The sequence below is a fragment of the Brevibacillus ruminantium genome (assembly GCF_023746555.1).
Taxonomy (GTDB): domain Bacteria; phylum Bacillota; class Bacilli; order Brevibacillales; family Brevibacillaceae; genus Brevibacillus; species Brevibacillus ruminantium.
In genome coordinates this window covers 1714809-1731860 of sequence record NZ_CP098755.1, presented here as the reverse complement: position 1 = coordinate 1731860, position 17052 = coordinate 1714809, and the positions used below count along the sequence as shown (strand labels likewise).

Here is a 17052-nt window from a genome sequence, read left to right as displayed (position 1 = left end):
GCGCAGGGAATCTAGCTCAATCCCCAATAACTACCGCAAATTTCAGGTGTTCATTTGTTCTCGTTTTGTTTCATGGGAGATACCCGTGGCATCGGCTGATTCCCATTCGCTAATAAAGCGCTCGAGATTGCGGATCAGCCTGCTGATGCGTTGCTGTTCACTGATGCAGTCTGCTATCGCAGGCAGTTGATTGGCTGCAAACAGCTCCACCACTTCCACTTCCATCTCCTGTAGGCGCATCCGATAACTCGCGATGACTTCGCGCAGCAAGTCAAACCGAACCTCCAACCGGATTTTGGCCTCCAGATCACTCATTGCTGATTGCTTGCTGTCAGCACTTGCTCGATGCCAAGTGCGAGCTGTTCGTTTTTATGTTTCTCTTTCATCAGGACTTCTATAGCTTGCATATTGCTTTTTTGGAAATGAGAAACAACTTCCTGCGACATTTCCTGATTGCGCGCCTGCAATTTGTCCAAAGCAAGACGCAGCATTTCCTGAACTTCCAGAATGGTTGATTGAGTCTGAACGGAATTCATCGGTAATTCCTCCTCAAAATGTAGTTGTTCGTGTTGTTCGTGTTGTTCGTGTTGTTCTTGTTGCCTTTCATTTTCATCTTGTACAGTTGCCTGTTCATCGGTGTTCGCCTGGGTCATAGGCGTATGGTTTTGAAGCTCGTGCTCGCTTCGATCCGTAACGGTAGCTGTGGCAGCGGCAACTTCCTGGCTGACTTGCTCGATTTCCCACTCTACCTGCTCGCCGTCCCATTTCTCTTTTGCTTCTGACTCCTCCTCCACCGGCTCGTCGAATTCTTCCCGGACGATGATATGAAGCCTCTCTCCGTCCGTCCGGAACCGATCGTCCAGGGCGGGCAAAAAAATGGTGCCTTGGGGTACGTTCGCTTCCTGCTCAAGAAAATGCGCCAAGGATCGTGTGGAGATCTGAGCTATCCCACTGGTCCGGCAGTACTGGTAAACCAGATCGTTGGAGAGTGTCCAATCGGCGAGAAACCAGCGCGCGTCTCCTTGAAATTGAACGAAGCGAAGGTCGCGGTCCAACTGCAGTATGCGCAAAATCTGATTCCACCCAAACTGTGTTTGGCGACGCAACTCAGCCACGATTTGTTCCATCGTTTTGGGCGATTGGATATCGCGTAAAAACCGAAATGCCAGATCAAACAGTTGATGGGGCTGATACGTTACTTCCACAATCGCATCGGTTCGCCCAACCCGCACAGGTGACTGTTTCATCTGCAATACCTTGGTCAGCAAAGTCTCTGCTTCCATATCCAGATGGGTTATCAGTCCGCTCTCTTCCAATCGCGTGCGAATTTCTTCACGTGGAAGTGAGCGTTCGCCTGACCGAAACACCTTTTTCATGATACTTGGTAGGGTATAGGTTGGCCGTTTCATAAGTTTTCTCCTTCTAGCTCACTTGGTAAATGCAAGTGACAAACAAATGGGAATCACAAAGATATTCGACGCGAATAAAAAAAATCCTACTACGGATTGGCTCGATTGTCCAATCTATCCGGTAAATCCTCTCTTTTTGGGGTAAATGCCGGTCAGCTTTTTTGCCCCTAATAATGAAAAAGAGCGGCTTCTCCTCCGATCGGTCGAGGGGCCGCTCCATTGTTTTGATTGACCATCACCTGATTTACCTTGTGTCTTTCTGTTTGGCGACGCGTCTTACCAATTCCCCGGTCTGTGCGTTTATGGCCAGAGTCTCCACATTTGCCGGCAGGTAAGCCAGCTGCGGGAGAGAAGGGGTTTGGCCGCCGTACTCTGGGTAGACGTAGTAAAGTGATATCTCCAGCTCCCGCAATATCGCGTCTTTTGCTGATTTTTCGACGACGTTTGCCAGTTTGCTTTCCGTTTTTGGGCCAGGTGTCTGCTCGTGCCTTACTTCTTTTATGCCGCCTCTGTCCGCATCTACCACGATCGTATAAAGCGGAAGCATCCCTTTGGCCCCCTGCGCGAACTGCTCGTGGAACGCGATTGCGTATTCCCGGGGACCTTTCGGCTTTTCCGCCCATTTTGGAAGCTCTTCGGACAAGCTCTCCGTTTTTACGAAGAATGTTTTTTTCTCCGCTACCAATACATTCTGCATAAAATCTACAGCGAGTTTCCTTGCTTCTGAGAGGGATAGCGGCTCCTCACTTGGTTTTCGCACCTCGTCGTCGACTCGGATCGTCCAGTCTTTCTTTTCTGTACCGAAGACCGCATGAATTCCCGTTTTCTGAATCGGTCCATCCCATCTCGCTTTTGTCTCTGCTGCAGCCACTTTGTCCTCCCGGATGTCGACGGGCACAGTAGGGAGCTGAAGCGCGGCTTTCAATACGCGTTCCAGTTTGTAGCCATCTTTCCAGGCAGACAAGTCAGCCTGACCGTCTATCTCGATCTCCTCTTCTTTTACCACTCGCATAGGGGAAACGCTCTCTCCGGTCAGCGCGTCAACGGCTTCAACCGTTTTTGGCAGGTACAGCCATTCCCCGCTTTCCGGATCGTAAACCAACTCCAGCTTCAGGTTTTCCACGATTGTATTCTTTGCTTTTTCGACGGTCACCGCATTTTTCGGATGATCTACTGAAGCCTCATTCGGGACTTTTGTTTTATTCCATTTGACAAAGACAATATTCCGTTTCCCGTCTACGACCACTTTCCCTGTTTCCCTCTGCAGCGGAATTCCGTTGAGCGTGGGATAGACGGACCAAATTGCCTTGTTTTCGTGATTCTCGTCCTTTTGGCCTAAAACAGCAAATGGACTTGCTGTAAACTCGGGGGAGAGATGATCGCGGATAAAATCGTTTACCAGCCTTTTATCCCCGTAAAGATCCGGCTTTTTTCCTTCGGCTGTATCCGGCTCCTTCACATTCAGCGAGACAAGCTCTCCATCCTCGTTCACCTTAATCGTGGCGGTTGCAATTTGATCGCGCCGCTCAACCTTGCTCTCATTGGACAGTGAGACGGAGTACAAGCCGTTTTCAAAGGTAATCGGTCCTACCTTCATATCCCGGAGCAACGGAATATCGTTACGCACACCGGTCATGGTCATGTCCACCCGGAACGGCAGCTCTTCCTTTCCGAGCTGGGCCGCAGCTGCCAGGCTCCCCGCTTGATTTTCCAGCCCCCATACTGGTGTCGCAAACAATGTGCATGCGATCAGCACTGCTGCTGATGTTTTTCCGTATTTCATTGATTCGTCCTCCATTATTTGCTCTTTTTTGGTATTACGTTCCAAATATGGGGTTGGTCACACGATTTGAAAAAAAGCCGCCTGCTATCGAGCAGACGACTTTCTTTGATCGTATTTATATTAATATCCTCGCCAAATCTTCCGCTTTACCACAGCAGAATAGGCCCATTCCTCTTCCTCTTTCATCTCGGTCAAGGTTTGTCCCAGCGCATTCATCTTGCTGTCGATCATGTCCAGGTAGTGGAACAAAAGAGCCGTTGGGGTTTTCCCGGATACAGCGCTGCCCCAGCCGTTTTCGATATCGCCGTGGTGGCTGAGTATGCAATGCTTGAGATGAAGCACCTCTGCATCGCCCAGCGGAATACCGTGCTTGCGGCAGATACCGCTGACCATCTCCACCCCCATCACCAAATGGCCAATCAATTGTCCGGGCGTCGTGTATTCAGGGGCGATCGGATCGGACAACTCATACAGTTTGCCGATGTCATGCAGGATACAAGTAGCGATCAGGACGTCACGGTCGACCAATGGATACAGCGGCATCAGCCGTTCTGCCGCAGCCAACAGCGAGACAATATGCTCCAGAAGTCCGTGATAGTACTGGTGATGCATCCGCACACCGGCTGGGAAAGAGCGCAGCCGCCCGCTCGTCTCCGGATCTTCGATAGCTTCCGTCACGATTGTTTTCAGTGTAGGGCTTTTGAGGCTGTTCACCGCTTCTGTCAGTTTCTGCCACAGCTCGTCCACAGGCACAGCGGACATGGGGATCAATGTCTCCATCGCCACCTCATCGGCGGCTGTAGCCACGCGCACGCGCTGGATGACCAATTGTTTTTTCCCCCGATAGCTTTGTACTGTTGCATCGATTTTGATGACCGCTTTTACCTGAATCTCATCCTTCAGCTCAGGTGTGACGTCCCACAGCTTGGCACTAATGGTGCCAGAGCGGTCACCCAGTTCAAGGTTCAGATACTCGCTTTGGTTGCTGGCTACGCCCGCTTCCTTGCTTTTCACGAGACAATACGTGACAACCCGTTCTCCCTCTTGGTAGTCAAGCAAATATTTCATGGATAGGACCTCTCACTCTATTTTTTTCGAAACAACGCTTGTTCAATTTTCTTCACCAGCTTTTTCCCGAGCAAATTATCCGCAGAGCGAATCACGCTGGTGATGACACGAAGCAAGTCTTCTTCTCCGTTCCAATGCTCTTTTACGATTTTCTCATCCGTATCAACGAGAATTTTGCGCAGCGCAAAAACGGCAAAGACCACATCATCCAACAGACCTACTGGGCCGACCACCGCTTCCGGGATGAAATCGATCGGGGAGATAAAATAAGCAACGGCCGCTCCTGCAAGTGCTTTTGACTGAAGTCCGATCCGTTTGTCGACCAGCAATCTGGCGAGCAGGACGAACAGGTCAGGAGCGAGCAAGACATATTTTGCCACAGCTTCATTGCCGCTGCGCTCACGGATGAACGCTTCTATTTTTGCACGCAGCTTATCGTAAAAACGCTGATGCTCTTCTGGCAGCTTGATCGGGATTAACTCCCTGGGGCTTTGTACAGCAGGGAGATGATCACTCGACTTGGGTTCTTGTTGGTCTTGGTTCACGTACGATTCCCCCTCTGTTCGATCTTTGCCTTGCGCATTCGCCAGTAGGACCAACCAGCGATGATCGCAAACAAGGCCACGAAGAAGATAGCCAGGTTTCTCGAGATCAGGTCAAATAGCTCTTCCCAGCGTTCTCCCAGTTGCCATCCCAAAGAGACGAACAGGACGCTCCAAAACAGCCCGCCTGTGTACGTGTAGATCATGAAGGTGGGAAAGGGGAGTCGGGTAATCCCCGCGAAATAGGCGGTAAACTGCCTGACGCCAGGGATAAAATAGCCCAATGGCAACGCCCATTTGCCTACGCGGTTAAACCAGCTTTCTGTCTTCAGGTAAATAGTATAGCCCATGCCCATCCTTTTTCCATACCGTTCGATGAAAGAAAAACCAAGGGTTCTGCCAATCCAGTATGCCGTCGTCATCGCCGATACGGACCCGAGGAAGCAAACCAAAAAAGTAGGCATGAACTCCAGCTTCCCCGTGGATACTAAAAAACCGGAAAAGACCAGAAGTGTTTCTTCTGGCAGCGGCATGCCCAAAATACCGAGGAAAAACAAAGCAAACAGGGCGCCATAGCCATAGTCCGTAATGTAATCGCCAAACGATGCTACGATTTCTCCCACACGTTTCACCACATTTCAACACAGTCAACTACTCCCTCATTATGCCAAAATTGATTCGCTCACACAAACAATAGCCGCAATCATTTTCCTTTTTATGGAAATTAATGTGTGATCATTACGAAAAAACTGTGGGGAGCCGTGGCTTTCCCTACCGCTTTTCGCTATAATGAATTGAATGAGTTGACTGGTAAACGAGGGACAAGCCGGCATGTGGAAAAAAATCTATCGCAAAATGAAGTACGAATACTACAAGCTCATCCGTATGAAAGGAGCCCCGTCCTATGTGGCTCGCGGTTTTTCCGTAGGTATTTTCGTTGAGTTCATTACGTTACCGACCTTCGGTTTGGCGTTTCTTCTGCTGTTCCCGTTGGTCAAATTATTTCGCTGTAGTTTTCCTGCCGCGTTGATCGCCTTCGTCATCGGCAAAATGGTTCTGCCTGTATTCATGGTGCTGAATTACCGTTTGGGCTACTCCATCATCGGCAGACCCCTGAAAGAGCACCTGGAACACAACAACGAATCAGTCGGAGGCTGGCTGGTTTGGATGAAGGAAAAAGGATTGGCGTATTTTACCGGTAGTGCCGTCATGGGGCTGGTGGTCGCCATCGGCAGTTACTTCCTGGTTTTTGCCGCCCTTCAGTTGTACCGCCGCAAGCGTGCAAAACGGACGCCGAAGCGGGATGGTTCTTCTTCCTCCCAATCAGAGCTTGCCAGAAAAACACAGCCATAAAAAAAGACCGGAACTGATCTTGTCGTCAGTCCGGTCTTTCTTCATGTTCATGTGCAGCTTATCCAAAAAAGCCTTTTTCACGCAGTTGGCTCATGATTTCAGAGACGGTCAGTACGTCTTCTTGAAGCAAGCGAAGGGTCTCTTCGACCTGCTCAGGATTGAGCCCGTTGGCGGCCAGACTTTCTTTTACCAGTACGATGTTGGGACGGCGGAAGTGCGTTTGCAAGGTCCGAAGCACGCGTCCTTCCAGAGACGTTTTCAGCATCAATTCGGTTGTCGACATGTATTTCCCCTCTTTCCTAGAAAGATTTGCGCGTACCTTTCATTATCGTATAAACCCGATAAAGAATCAATGTTTAGATCCCGGGTATGAGAGTGCGCTTGTGTTCAGAGATGCGGTGCAAATGCTCGATCCGCTTCAACGCCTCCGGATTCGTCTCTCCAGTGATGAGGAAACGGTCGAGATCCTCGTAAGAAAAGCCCATTTCCTGCTCGTCCGTCTGGCCTTCCCACAGATCCGCAGAAGGCGGCTTGGTAATAATTGATTCGGGGACACCCAGCTCACGGGAAAGAATACGCATCTCGTGCTTGGTCAGGCTGGCGACAGGATTAAAGTCAGCCAATCCATCTCCGCCTTTGGTCATGTACCCGACGTAAACTTCACTGCGGTTGCAGGTGTCAGCTACCAGATAGCCCTTCTGATTGGCAATCGCGTAGAGCGTCGTCATCCGCAGGCGGGCTTTTGTATTTCCTTTTGTCTTATCATCCAGCGCCAGCACATTTTCAATCGCTGGCAGCAGGGCGTCATATGCCGGTCCGATATCTACCGTAACCAGATTCAACTGGATGGCATCTGCCAGTTTGCGGGAATCCTCTTCGTGCACGGGCAGGGAATAGGCAGGCATCCAGACGCCAATTACCCGCTCCCGTCCGAGTGCACGGACACATAGCGCTGCTGTTACCGCACTGTCGATTCCTCCGGAAATCCCCACGACGACACCGCCCAGACCCGGTCCGTCCACCTGCTCGCGGATAAAAGCGAGCCTTTTCTCCAGATCCTCTTTCACATGAGCCTGGTATTGCGTCAAATGCTCTTCAAACCTGTCCATGTCCGTAAACCCCCATGTTCAACATTTCATTCTCATCCTATCATGCGCAATTCACTGTGGCAATCAGCCGCAAACAGGTCTACACTATAGGATAGGTCGAAGACTTTCTTAAGAAGGAGCGTACTGATGATTATCATCAAAAGTCAAGAAGAAATCGAACAGATGAGAGCAGCGGGCGAAATTTTAGCTGCCTGCCACCGTGAGTTAGCCCATCTGATCAAGCCCGGCATTACGACTTGGGAAATTGATCAGTTCGTCGAAGAATTTTTGAAAAAACATAAGGTGACCCCTGAGCAAAAGGGGTACTCTGGATATCCATACGCGACCTGCGCCTCTGTAAACGATGTCATTTGCCACGGCTTTCCCAAAAAGGAACCGCTTCAGAATGGTGATATCGTCACGATTGACATGGTCGTGAATCGCAACGGCTGGCTGGCTGATTCTGCCTGGTCCTACGCTGTCGGAACCATTTCCGAAGAAGCACGGAAACTGCTGGAGGTTACGGAAAAATCACTTTATCTAGGGATTGAGCAGGCTGTTGTCGGCAATCGGATCGGCGACATCTCCCACGCGATTCAAAGCTACGCCCAGGAACAAGGGTACTCGGTCGTCCGCGATTTTACCGGTCATGGCATCGGTCAAAAAATGCACGAGGAGCCGTACGTACCCCACTACGGACCAGCTGGACGCGGTCCTCGCCTGAAAGAAGGCATGGTGATCACGATTGAGCCGATGCTCAATGTGGGCACCTACCACGTACAGATTGATGAGGATGGCTGGACAGCTCGGACACGCGACGGAAAACTCTCGGCTCAGTATGAGCATACCATCGCGATTACCGCAGACGGCCCTTTGATCTTGACTAAGCAATAGGAATGCTTAAGCAAAAACCACAAGCTTGCCTGCTTGTGGCTCATTTTTTCAATGCCCTTGGTCTGCCTTTAGGTGGGTGCCAAGGGTATTTTCTCTTAATTTTAATTACATTGAATGGCTTACAGCCGCAGCCATTTGGAAAAATAATGTTCCGATATCGGATAGTAGGCGGTGGCAAATCGGACGAATTCTTTGGTATTTACTTGTTTGTAAGCATAGTTCCGATAATAGGCATTCAGAAATTGCCAGCCCTCTTGCTCATCGCCGTACATCGTGATCATCTCCCACAAATATTTGACAGGCTGTCCGTATAAAGTGCCGATAATTGCCGAGTTTTGATACTCATGCAAGGGCAGGTTGGAGACGTTTTGGGCAGACAAAGCTTCGCGTGCAAAATAGAAGCTTCCTTCGCCCCGACCTTCGATATCGTACGAATAAAGCGTCGTTGCCAGCTCAGCCATTCCCTCGTCCAGCCAGCCGTCTAGGTAGGGATCATTGGAGACGACAGCGTAGAACCACTGGTGGGCAAGCTCATGAATGACTGCATGGCGCAAACTGTCCGCTTGCATGCCTCCGCTATAGCCGATGGTTACGATCCCCGGGTACTCCATGCTTGCGACACTGTCCAAAATCAAATCGAACTGTTTATGCGGGTAGGGACCGATTTTTTCGGTAAAGACACCGAACGCTTTACTCGCTGTCTGCAAAGCGATTTCCATCCCTCTTTTATCCGTTTCCCTTCCGAATACGCGGATTTCTGTCCCGTTCACTACCTCCGACAAGCTAATCATCTCTTTGGTGACGGCGATAAACACTTCCTTGACCCGCTCTACACGCACTTCTCCCGATTGGCTGCCTGGGAGAGGATCGCGGTCCGAAGAGCTGATAAACGTATAACCCGGCGGCAGTCGGTAGGAAACGGTAAAGTCTGAATGATTCGTGTGATACGACTCGGAATAGGACAAATAGTCATGTTTGTTCCATCCGTTATGATAAGTTGCCAGCATGGGGTAAGCCTGTGCCAGATAGTAGCTGTGACTGGTCTTCGTGAAGCGAAGTCCGCCATGAGGGACCGTAAAACGATAATCGACCTTCACTTCACGCTGTTCTCCTGGTTTCAGCCGCTGATCCAGCGGTACCGATAGGGTATCCCCCACGAGTTGAAAAGCTGTCTCTACTCCATCCAGCTCCAACCGGGTAATGACCGCCTCTGCCGTTTCCGGCAAGTAAGGTGCCTTCTGTTTATCCGTAAACATGTTAGGGATGAAGTAAAAAACAAGCTGCTCCCAGTTATCAGCAGATGTGTTTTTTACTGAAATCCGGGCGTTGGCCGTAAAGCTACCTTCCTCCGCCATCTCAAAGGAGAGCTGATAAGAAGCCTCGCTTCCTTGAGGGACCGATTCAGGTGTAAAGCTGCTCAAATTTGCCTGGTGTTGGACGGTTTCTTTTGATTTTTCCGGTGGTGATGAATTTACCAGGGACTCAGCGGTTTCAAGAGCGGTCTGTTCCATGATTCGCTGCAAAACCCATCCCCCACTAACCGATGACGAAAGCAGACATAGTCCAAGCACCAAAACAAGAGCCACCCGTAGTCTCTTTTCCATTCTGTTGCGATTGGAATAAAAACCTCTCAGGCTTTGCGACAAGGAAAATTGCATAGCCGCCTGCGCAGGTCCAATCGAACCAGCAACACCGGCGAATATGGGAACCAAACCGACACAGGAATAAAGAAAGCCCTCTTTCCAGTCGATTGCCCCGTAGGTTCCAATGGTGACGACCAGCCCAAGCAAGCCACCTGCTACTGCTGCTGCAAGCCCGCAGAAAAAGCCTTCCCACAGCACGCTTCTGCGGATGTCCCCCATTCTCCAGCCAAGCGCGATCATCAGAGAGAGTTCATGCTTTCGCTCGGCAACGTTTTGCCAGAGCATTTCTGCCGTAATCATTATCGCCATACATAGGGACAGAAGTATGGCGATAAAATGGACGGGGCCCACTTCTACGGCAATGTATTGGCCGATCCAACTCGTGTACAGGATGCCTTGCAACCTGAAGGTAACAAAGAGAAAGAAAAACAATAAACCGGTTGGAATTGCCATCGCCAGGATCGAAAGAGTGTTTCTTGCCCCTTTTCCCATCATATTCCCCAGAGCCATGGTCACAACACCAGATACCCGGACAAACCGCTTGGCGGAGGGCTGAATTTCCCCCGTTTTGAGCATGCTTTGCGGAGAGACTTTGGAAAGCAAAAAGGGGACGGGAAGCGACCCCACTCCGTAAACCGCCAATGCGGTCATCCCCGCTAGGAAAAACGAAAAGGGGGAAGGAAGTACAGCTCCCTGCAAGACGATGACGAAGCCTTGCACCGACCAGACGATCATGGCTGCCATGCCCCCGAGGAGCAGGGTCTCCAGCGTGATCATTCGCCAAAGAATCGATGGTTTCCAGCCAATCACCAGCAACAGCCCCAACTCCTGCGAGCGGGACAGATATGTAACAAATCGGGTGGCCAGCACATAGACGACTGCCAACAACAGGACAAGCGTGACGATACCCCTATCTGGCGCCATCGTCTCCTTGAACAATCGCACCGCTTCACCTAATTGCATCCAGGTTTGCTCAATCCACCCGCTCGCTTCCTGGTTCCCTTCTTTCATGACGTGAATCAAAACAGGTTCTGGAACCGCACTGGCTATGACGTCTGCCTTCAGTCCTGTTTCTGCTTCAATTCTCTCTGCAAGTTTTTTCAGTTTCTCTTCCGCGGCAGGATCAATGGCACCGATCCCTTCAGCTTTAATCCGAATGGCTGAAATCGCGTTTTCTCCAATAAATTCGCGTGCTGCATCCAAGGTGGTCAGGATGGACGCTGGCTGAGTCAACAGATCAAATGGATGCAGCGAGTGGGTATAGGCACTCGGGGGATTGACGGGATTCCCCTTTCCATCTATTACAAAGCGAGCAGTAGCGGGCTGATAGGTTTCGAGTGGCAGACCCGTGCCAGGGTCTTTTGGCACCTCAAGCTTCAGCGGGTCGTAAAAGCCAATCCAGTTCAGCGAAATTGCCTTTTTAATCGGATTCTCATAAAAATGCGTCTCCCGATAGCTATTGGCATAAGAGGCAGGATCAGCCAACGTCACCCGCTGAAATTCTTCTCCGAGCCGAACCTCCGTCTGGTTTGCCTGAAAAGCATGGGGCCAGCGATTGGGAAAAGGGCTGGCCACCCGCTCTAAATGAAGTGGACTTGGTTTTTCCCTCAAGCCACCACCCAAGTATGCCTGCTCTCCGGGTTCCCTCTTTGCCTCCTCCGCTGCAGCAAAAGGAGACTCTCCTGTAAAGTGTGTGAACAAGATCCGCTGAGCATCCTCCGAACCAAAACGGTAATCAATCACTTCCTCCGCAGTTGGTTGTGCATCCAAATAAGCGGCACCGCCGTTTTCCTTTACATTTTCCATTGTCTGTTTGGCCGAATCGGCGTCCCCAAACGGCAGATCAAGCCGCTCAATTTTATAGGATGTATCATGATCAAACGCAGGATAGCTGCTGAGTAGAACCGGAATTTCCGTATCCGTGTACCCGTCACCAAGTTCGGTTGTTCTCACCCGATCATTGCTATTTATGAATCTGCTATCGCCCATTGGGAGGACCGCTTTTGCCAAGCCGACCAGCTCCGCCTCCGCTTCCATATCAACAGCGACTACTAATTGATGAGAAGACGTGCTGATAAATGGATGAAGAATATCTACCCCGTACGCTTTGGTCTGCTCACTAGAGCTTGAAGGCAATACCCATGGGCCGACGGTGAAATAATTCGTAAGGGACACGGTCCGCTGTCGTGAGCCGTGATACACCGCCTCTTGTGTGACGCGGTATATGCCAGGTACCTTGAATTGGTTCGGATTCACCTGTTTAAATACAACACCGACCCTGGAATAGCCCATTACAGCAAGAGGTGCTGCCGTCTTGACCCCTTCCATATGCTTGATGGCCTCGTATTGGGCAAAGCTGATTCCTCCGTAAATACCCGAAAGGTAATTGGGCTCCAGCAGCTTTTGTGTTTCCGATATGCTGGCAGCCCCAGGAGGTCTGACGACAATATCGTAAGCCGGCCTCCACCGTTTTTGCAGAATGTCCTGGGATGTTCCCTGGCTTGTTTGTGTCAGGCTAAAAAAGTAGCTAATGACCGTAGCCACGAGAATCATTCCAACAAGCATCCGCACAAAGCGCTGCGGATGACGCCACCAGCTTCGCCAGATGTAACCAATGATCATTTCATCACCAGCCGAACCTTTGATTTTTGCATTAACTTACTTGATTCATATCTTCTTCGAGCATCGTTACCAGTGAGGCGTATGTAGAAACTTCCTGAACATCCACGATATTGCCATGGGCATCAAGTAAAAACACGGTCGGAACCACCCTCACATGATACTCGATGAAGAGAGCGTCCGAACGAATGAGATGCACACCTTCTGGCACGGAAATCCCCTGCTCGTAGTAAATCTTTCCGCTAATCACCATTATGCGAATGTGGGGAAGCTTTTTTTGTAAACTACTCAACTGCGAGATTATCTCATTACACTTTGAGCAAGAATCTTGCACAAATAAGAGCAAGGAATTTTGCCATTTGTCCGAAATCGGTCTCAAAAAATTGCCATGCTGATCTTTCTCTCTAAAATCTGGAGCCTTTTGACCCGTTTGTAATGATGGGGTATTGTTTTGTTTATCACTGAAACGAAAGCGGTTAAGAAACTGAACAATCAGTCTGGTTAAGTATAACAAAAATGCCATTTGTAGTAACGCAAATGTCCATAAAAGGACGTGGGAGATCAAATAACCGTTTCCCATTAAATTCATCATTCCTTCCTTCATTTCAATGTTTCTTTCAGGTTTTTTATCTGTTTATGTAATGCGAACAGCAGTTTACTCATCGTGCCCATGATTAACGTCAGCATCGAGATCAAAATTACCTGCAGGACCTCCAGATGAAAAAAATGATCCCGTTGACCGGAAAAGAGTGCATCAAGACTTCCCCAATCTGTTGAGCTGAGATAAAGCCAGTAGCATCCGAAAAAAATAGCCAGGTTCCTTATGGTTAACGTCCACGATAACTGGTGATTTCCGGCCATTCCTCCGCAGCCACAAGAAATTTCCCTTCTTCCACGTAGTAAGTTGATCGTGATCGCCAAGGTGTATAAGAGCATAAGAAAGCATGCGATGAGATACATGAACGGTAAATACAAACCCACAAGGATAAAAACCCCCGTTGTTATTTCAGCTACCAGTTTGAAACGAACAAAAAGGTAGAGAGTAAATTCGGGTAAAATCTTGTATTCTTTGATGATTAAGGTATACTTTTCCAAATCACCAATTTTTGTCACTGCTGCACTAATAAATAACGTCCCCAGCATCACCCGAAGAAACAAAATTAATTCGTCCATGCAGCCACCGCCTTTTCACTACTCTCATCGGATGTGTACCATTGTGCTTGAGACTGATACATCCGATAGTATTCTTGTTCCAATTCCATTAGTTCCTCGTGAGTTCCCATTTCAGCAATCTGTCCTTCTTTCATCACAATGATCTGATCAGCAACTTTGGCAGCAGCCATCCTGTGAGAAATAAATATCGCTATTTTATTTTCCGCCAATTTTTGAAACTGTTTAAATAACTCCATCTCTGCTATGGGATCAAGCGCTGCTGTTGGTTCATCCAAAATCACAATCTGACTATTGCGAAATAAGGCCCGCCCTAAAGCCACCCTTTGCCATTGGCCTCCTGACAAATCCTCTCCATCGGCAAATGTTCTTCCCAGCTGGGTATCATAACCTTGAGGAAGCTGACGAACAAATCTGTCTACACCAGACTGACGAGCTGCCTGTACGATTTCATCTCGATGTGTCATTCTTTCTGCATCACCCACTCCAATATTTTCTGAAACATTGAGCAGGTAACGGACAAAATCTTGAAAAATGACGGCGATCTGTTGGTTAAGGGATTGCTTTGTTATTTCATTAATGTTGATCCCATCTATCAGAACTCTTCCTTTTGTCACCGAATAAAGACCAATCAAGCACTTGATCAAGGTTGTTTTGCCAGAACCATTTTCCCCTACAATGGCGATCTTTTGATTGGCGCTTATTTTCAAATGAATGTTTTTCAGTATTTCTTCACCTCCGCCGTAATAGCGGAAACTAACGTCCTCCAATATAATTTGCTGAATAGGATTAGGACACTCCTTATCCCTCTTATAATCTTTCAGTTCTGGATCCTCAAACGCGAGAAGGGTGTAATAATCCTTCAGATACAAATTTTCTTCATACGTACTTGCCAAAAGTCCAGAAATACGGCTAAGTACTCCTTGCGCCCCCTGAATGGCCTGTACAATCGAGATAAATCCACCGACACTTAAACGAGTTTGTGAAGCTAACCAGATAATGACAGTTGCGATTCCCACATAAAACAAACCTGTTAAAGCATCGAGCCCGATATTGGCGGTATGCTGCCGACGCTCCAAAAGCAGCGTTTCTTTCATGCTTTGCAGATGTTTCATCGCCCATTTTTGTAAAAAGAAAGACTCTAGATTAAACAACCGAATTTCTTTCGCTGTATCCCGGTCTTTTAAAAGCGAACTGTAGTAACCAGCTTCACGTGCCACTGGAGTTTGCTGTTTTAAAAGGTAATACCTTTTTTTTCCGTACTTGGTTTGAATCAAAAAAATAGGGATGGCTGTGAGCAAGCTGACTACGACGAGACTCCAATGAATCACAATTAAAAAAGTGAGGTAGGAGCCCATACTCAAGACCATTTCCACCAACGAGAAGAAAGTTCGAAGAGGAGCTAGAAGTCGTGCCCCATCTCCAGAGACACGATTTACGTGATTGTGAAAATCGGGAGAATCATAGTACAGGATCGGAACGGAGGCTGTTTTCTTTAAAATGGTCTGTTGGACCTCGTAGCCTAGCTTGGCTTCTACCCGACTATCCATATATTGCTTGATGTGGCTGCATAAAGAGGACACAAGGCTTAAAATGAATTGTCCTGCCAACAGTAAAAATACGGGTACAGGGTCAGCATTTTGAGCTTGGAAGTAATTGGCGACGGCATCAATTAAACTCATCGCCACCCATAAATTCGCGAATGGTAAAAATCCGTTTATTATACTAAACAGAATAGATGCGAACAGCCATCCCTTACTCCTTGACCAAACATATTTGATCGCGTTCCATTGATAGATGTTGAACATATCGATCCCTCTCAAGTTTTTCCCTGTTTATCTGTTAGATAGCTTAGTAAATGTTCAACGAGAAGAAATTTTTTAACGACGATTCCATTCGATTCCAAAACGAGAAATGTGGGAAATATCGTCATTTGTAAGTTGATCAGCGTATTTGCATCGACGAGAAGGACGGTTGTCTTTTTTGAATAGTCCGCCATAAACGCTCTGGCGTACTCCGGCTCTGAATCTTCAGTAAGACAAAGGAAACCCGTATTTTTATCCCCACTCTTCTCAAAAAAATAATCGAGCGAATGGTGACAGGCACCACAGGTAGGGGAAGAGATCATGACAATGCGATATCCTTCAACGCTTGTACTTTCGATGGAAAGTTCATTCCACAAGTTTTTTCCTATGATGGGATGAGGCTGATTGTTTTTCCCTTGTGTCGGGGCTTCTGGTAAGTAAGAAACCTGCTGATTCAGCTTGCGCAACTGAGAAGAGAAACTCACAGCAAGAAATAACCAACAGACTGAGTAACCGAAAACGAAGTAAAGCATGTTTGACTCACGCCCCATTAATGGATGATTTCTGTTGGGCTGGCTTGAAAAAACCTTTAAAAAGGAGGCTTGCCTCTATAGCAAATAGCCCCCTTTTGGAAATAAAGCATCTTTGTATTTAAGAACCCCGTAAAAATTACCCCTTTTTAGTTACAGCAGGCAATATAGCTTACCTCGCATCGGGTATTATCACGGGTGTCATAGTTGTACCTTACATTTGTTTTTCGTTGAGTATTTGGAGGATCGTAGCATTTCTTATTGCTGAAAACCCATTCGCATGAATATTTATACTCCGAAATAAACTTTGAATCTGCACATGGCACGTAATTCGGTTGAATACCGAGCAAATTTTTAAACATGTTATCACCTCCTTTTTACCCAATTATACCTTTTTGTGGGAAATAAGTAAATATTTTGACAGATTTCTTTTTTCTCTCTTTCCTTTATGGTAGAGTAGGAACGACAAAAAGCGGTAACTGCTCATGTAAGCAATTACCGCCCCTTGTTTCAACATACTATTCTCTTGTGCGGACAAGCGCATTGTCTTAGTAGCGCTGTGAACTTGTCACGTAGCGATTGGTCATCTCTTCCAAGTCCTGCACGTCTTTCTCCAGCTCGCGAATATCCTCTTCAATCAGCTTCTTCAGATGCTGCTTTTCCCGCAAAACCTTGCGAGTCTGCTCCAGACGCTGATTCATGTCAAACACGCCGAGATACACTGCCTTTCCCTCCCTATGTAAGTGCTGGCTTCCACCTTACATCCTATGCGGGGAGAGGAAAAAGTTGCATTATACCCCTTTCCATTTTGCCAATTCCGCACGGAGTCGCTGTACTTCCTGCATGAGCGCCCGCTTTTCGAGCCGGTCGATTTCTCCATCCAGGCTGTCTCCATGGCTGCGGCTGTACATCGGATCATAAGCACCATAACTGTCTTGTCCCGGAGACCATACCGGTTCCTTTGGCATGATCAGCGCCATAATAAAATAGATGAACAGCGGCACCCCTGTAAACAGGGTCAAAATGACCAGACCGATTCTGACCAGCGTGGCATCCATGCCGAGAAAATGGGCGACACCCCCACACACCCCAAACAGACGCTTGTCGTAGCGAGATCGATATAAACGCCTTTCCATCATGACATACCT

At 48.3% G+C, this 17052-nt stretch carries 17 protein-coding genes; 2 read left to right on the top strand and 15 right to left on the bottom strand.

Features of this window, described 5'->3' with window-relative positions; all coding sequences use genetic code 11:
* Positions 1-42: 42 nt before the first annotated feature.
* The 6 genes from NDK47_RS08415 to NDK47_RS08390 all read right to left on the bottom strand — a co-directional run bounded on the left by NDK47_RS08415 (position 43) and on the right by NDK47_RS08390 (position 5425).
* Positions 43-315: a hypothetical protein gene (locus tag NDK47_RS08415; protein ID WP_251874385.1), complete on the bottom strand. Its 273-nt coding sequence runs from the start codon at positions 313-315 to the stop codon at positions 43-45.
* Positions 312-1409, bottom strand: a complete 1098-nt coding sequence (locus tag NDK47_RS08410; RefSeq protein WP_251874384.1) for a hypothetical protein — start codon at positions 1407-1409, stop codon at positions 312-314. Before NDK47_RS08410 ends, NDK47_RS08415 begins: the two co-directional genes overlap by 4 nt.
* A 244-nt stretch (positions 1410-1653) precedes the next feature.
* Positions 1654-3192, bottom strand: a complete 1539-nt coding sequence (locus tag NDK47_RS08405) for a hypothetical protein (RefSeq protein ID WP_251874383.1) — start codon at positions 3190-3192, stop codon at positions 1654-1656.
* A 120-nt stretch (positions 3193-3312) separates the two neighbouring features.
* Positions 3313-4260: a 3'-5' exoribonuclease YhaM family protein gene (locus NDK47_RS08400; protein ID WP_251874382.1), complete on the bottom strand. Its 948-nt coding sequence runs from the start codon at positions 4258-4260 to the stop codon at positions 3313-3315.
* Positions 4261-4277: 17 nt separating this feature from the next.
* Positions 4278-4805, bottom strand: coding sequence for a YkvA family protein (locus tag NDK47_RS08395; protein ID WP_251874381.1), 528 nt, complete (start codon positions 4803-4805; stop codon positions 4278-4280).
* A complete protein-coding gene (locus NDK47_RS08390; protein WP_251874380.1) occupies positions 4802-5425 on the bottom strand; it encodes a DedA family protein in 624 nt (207 codons plus the stop codon). The genes NDK47_RS08395 and NDK47_RS08390 overlap by 4 nt, the downstream gene beginning before the upstream one ends.
* A 208-nt stretch (positions 5426-5633) precedes the next feature.
* On the opposite strand from NDK47_RS08390, the gene NDK47_RS08385 reads away from it, so the two are divergent.
* Positions 5634-6155: a DUF2062 domain-containing protein gene (locus NDK47_RS08385; RefSeq protein ID WP_251874379.1), complete on the top strand. Its 522-nt coding sequence runs from the start codon at positions 5634-5636 to the stop codon at positions 6153-6155.
* A 58-nt stretch (positions 6156-6213) separates the two neighbouring features.
* Here NDK47_RS08385 and NDK47_RS08380 read toward each other — a convergent pair whose 3' ends face one another.
* Both NDK47_RS08380 and nadE read right to left on the bottom strand, forming a co-directional pair.
* Positions 6214-6438, bottom strand: coding sequence for a hypothetical protein (locus NDK47_RS08380; RefSeq protein ID WP_251874378.1), 225 nt, complete (start codon positions 6436-6438; stop codon positions 6214-6216).
* Between the two features lie 73 nt (positions 6439-6511).
* Entirely contained in the window at positions 6512-7264 is a 753-nt protein-coding gene (gene nadE / locus NDK47_RS08375) for an NAD(+) synthase (RefSeq protein WP_251874377.1), read from the bottom strand.
* A gap of 126 nt (positions 7265-7390) precedes the next feature.
* Between nadE and map the strand changes: the two genes are divergently transcribed.
* A complete protein-coding gene (gene map / locus NDK47_RS08370; protein ID WP_251874376.1) occupies positions 7391-8137 on the top strand; it encodes a type I methionyl aminopeptidase in 747 nt (248 codons plus the stop codon).
* Positions 8138-8256: 119 nt separating this feature from the next.
* Here map and NDK47_RS08365 read toward each other — a convergent pair whose 3' ends face one another.
* From NDK47_RS08365 to NDK47_RS08335, 7 genes are all read right to left on the bottom strand, one after another.
* Positions 8257-12402 (bottom strand): M1 family aminopeptidase, encoded by a 4146-nt coding sequence (locus NDK47_RS08365; RefSeq protein WP_251874375.1) that lies wholly within the window; start codon positions 12400-12402, stop codon positions 8257-8259.
* Between the two features lie 31 nt (positions 12403-12433).
* Positions 12434-13003 carry a TlpA family protein disulfide reductase gene (locus tag NDK47_RS08360; protein ID WP_251874374.1) on the bottom strand — a complete coding sequence of 190 codons (570 nt, stop codon included), beginning with the start codon at positions 13001-13003 and terminating at the stop codon, positions 12434-12436.
* The gene (locus NDK47_RS08355; RefSeq protein WP_251874373.1) at positions 13000-13572 is read right to left on the bottom strand and encodes a MauE/DoxX family redox-associated membrane protein; all 573 of its coding nucleotides are present in this window, start codon (positions 13570-13572) and stop codon (positions 13000-13002) included. The genes NDK47_RS08360 and NDK47_RS08355 overlap by 4 nt, the downstream gene beginning before the upstream one ends.
* Complete coding sequence (locus NDK47_RS08350) at positions 13560-15377, bottom strand: ABC transporter ATP-binding protein (RefSeq protein ID WP_251874372.1); 1818 nt, start codon at positions 15375-15377, stop codon at positions 13560-13562. Before NDK47_RS08350 ends, NDK47_RS08355 begins: the two co-directional genes overlap by 13 nt.
* A gap of 11 nt (positions 15378-15388) precedes the next feature.
* Complete coding sequence (locus NDK47_RS08345; RefSeq protein ID WP_251874371.1) at positions 15389-15841, bottom strand: thioredoxin domain-containing protein; 453 nt, start codon at positions 15839-15841, stop codon at positions 15389-15391.
* Between the two features lie 611 nt (positions 15842-16452).
* Positions 16453-16626, bottom strand: a complete 174-nt coding sequence (locus NDK47_RS08340; RefSeq protein ID WP_251874370.1) for a hypothetical protein — start codon at positions 16624-16626, stop codon at positions 16453-16455.
* A 69-nt stretch (positions 16627-16695) separates the two neighbouring features.
* The gene (locus tag NDK47_RS08335) at positions 16696-17043 is read right to left on the bottom strand and encodes a PspC domain-containing protein (RefSeq protein WP_251874369.1); all 348 of its coding nucleotides are present in this window, start codon (positions 17041-17043) and stop codon (positions 16696-16698) included.
* Between the last annotated feature and the right edge of the window lie 9 nt (positions 17044-17052).

Coding starts and splice junctions, on each gene's coding strand:
- NDK47_RS08415 (WP_251874385.1), bottom strand. CDS start 315: ATGAGTGATCTGGAGGCCAAAATCCGGTTGGAGGTTCGGTTTGACTTG.
- NDK47_RS08410 (WP_251874384.1), bottom strand. CDS start 1,409: ATGAAACGGCCAACCTATACCCTACCAAGTATCATGAAAAAGGTGTTT.
- NDK47_RS08405 (WP_251874383.1), bottom strand. CDS start 3,192: ATGAAATACGGAAAAACATCAGCAGCAGTGCTGATCGCATGCACATTG.
- NDK47_RS08400 (WP_251874382.1), bottom strand. CDS start 4,260: ATGAAATATTTGCTTGACTACCAAGAGGGAGAACGGGTTGTCACGTAT.
- NDK47_RS08385 (WP_251874379.1), top strand. CDS start 5,634: ATGTGGAAAAAAATCTATCGCAAAATGAAGTACGAATACTACAAGCTC.
- NDK47_RS08380 (WP_251874378.1), bottom strand. CDS start 6,438: ATGTCGACAACCGAATTGATGCTGAAAACGTCTCTGGAAGGACGCGTG.
- nadE (WP_251874377.1), bottom strand. CDS start 7,264: ATGGACAGGTTTGAAGAGCATTTGACGCAATACCAGGCTCATGTGAAA.
- map (WP_251874376.1), top strand. CDS start 7,391: ATGATTATCATCAAAAGTCAAGAAGAAATCGAACAGATGAGAGCAGCG.
- NDK47_RS08365 (WP_251874375.1), bottom strand. CDS start 12,402: ATGATCATTGGTTACATCTGGCGAAGCTGGTGGCGTCATCCGCAGCGC.
- NDK47_RS08360 (WP_251874374.1), bottom strand. CDS start 13,003: ATGAAGGAAGGAATGATGAATTTAATGGGAAACGGTTATTTGATCTCC.
- NDK47_RS08355 (WP_251874373.1), bottom strand. CDS start 13,572: ATGGACGAATTAATTTTGTTTCTTCGGGTGATGCTGGGGACGTTATTT.
- NDK47_RS08350 (WP_251874372.1), bottom strand. CDS start 15,377: ATGTTCAACATCTATCAATGGAACGCGATCAAATATGTTTGGTCAAGG.
- NDK47_RS08335 (WP_251874369.1), bottom strand. CDS start 17,043: ATGATGGAAAGGCGTTTATATCGATCTCGCTACGACAAGCGTCTGTTT.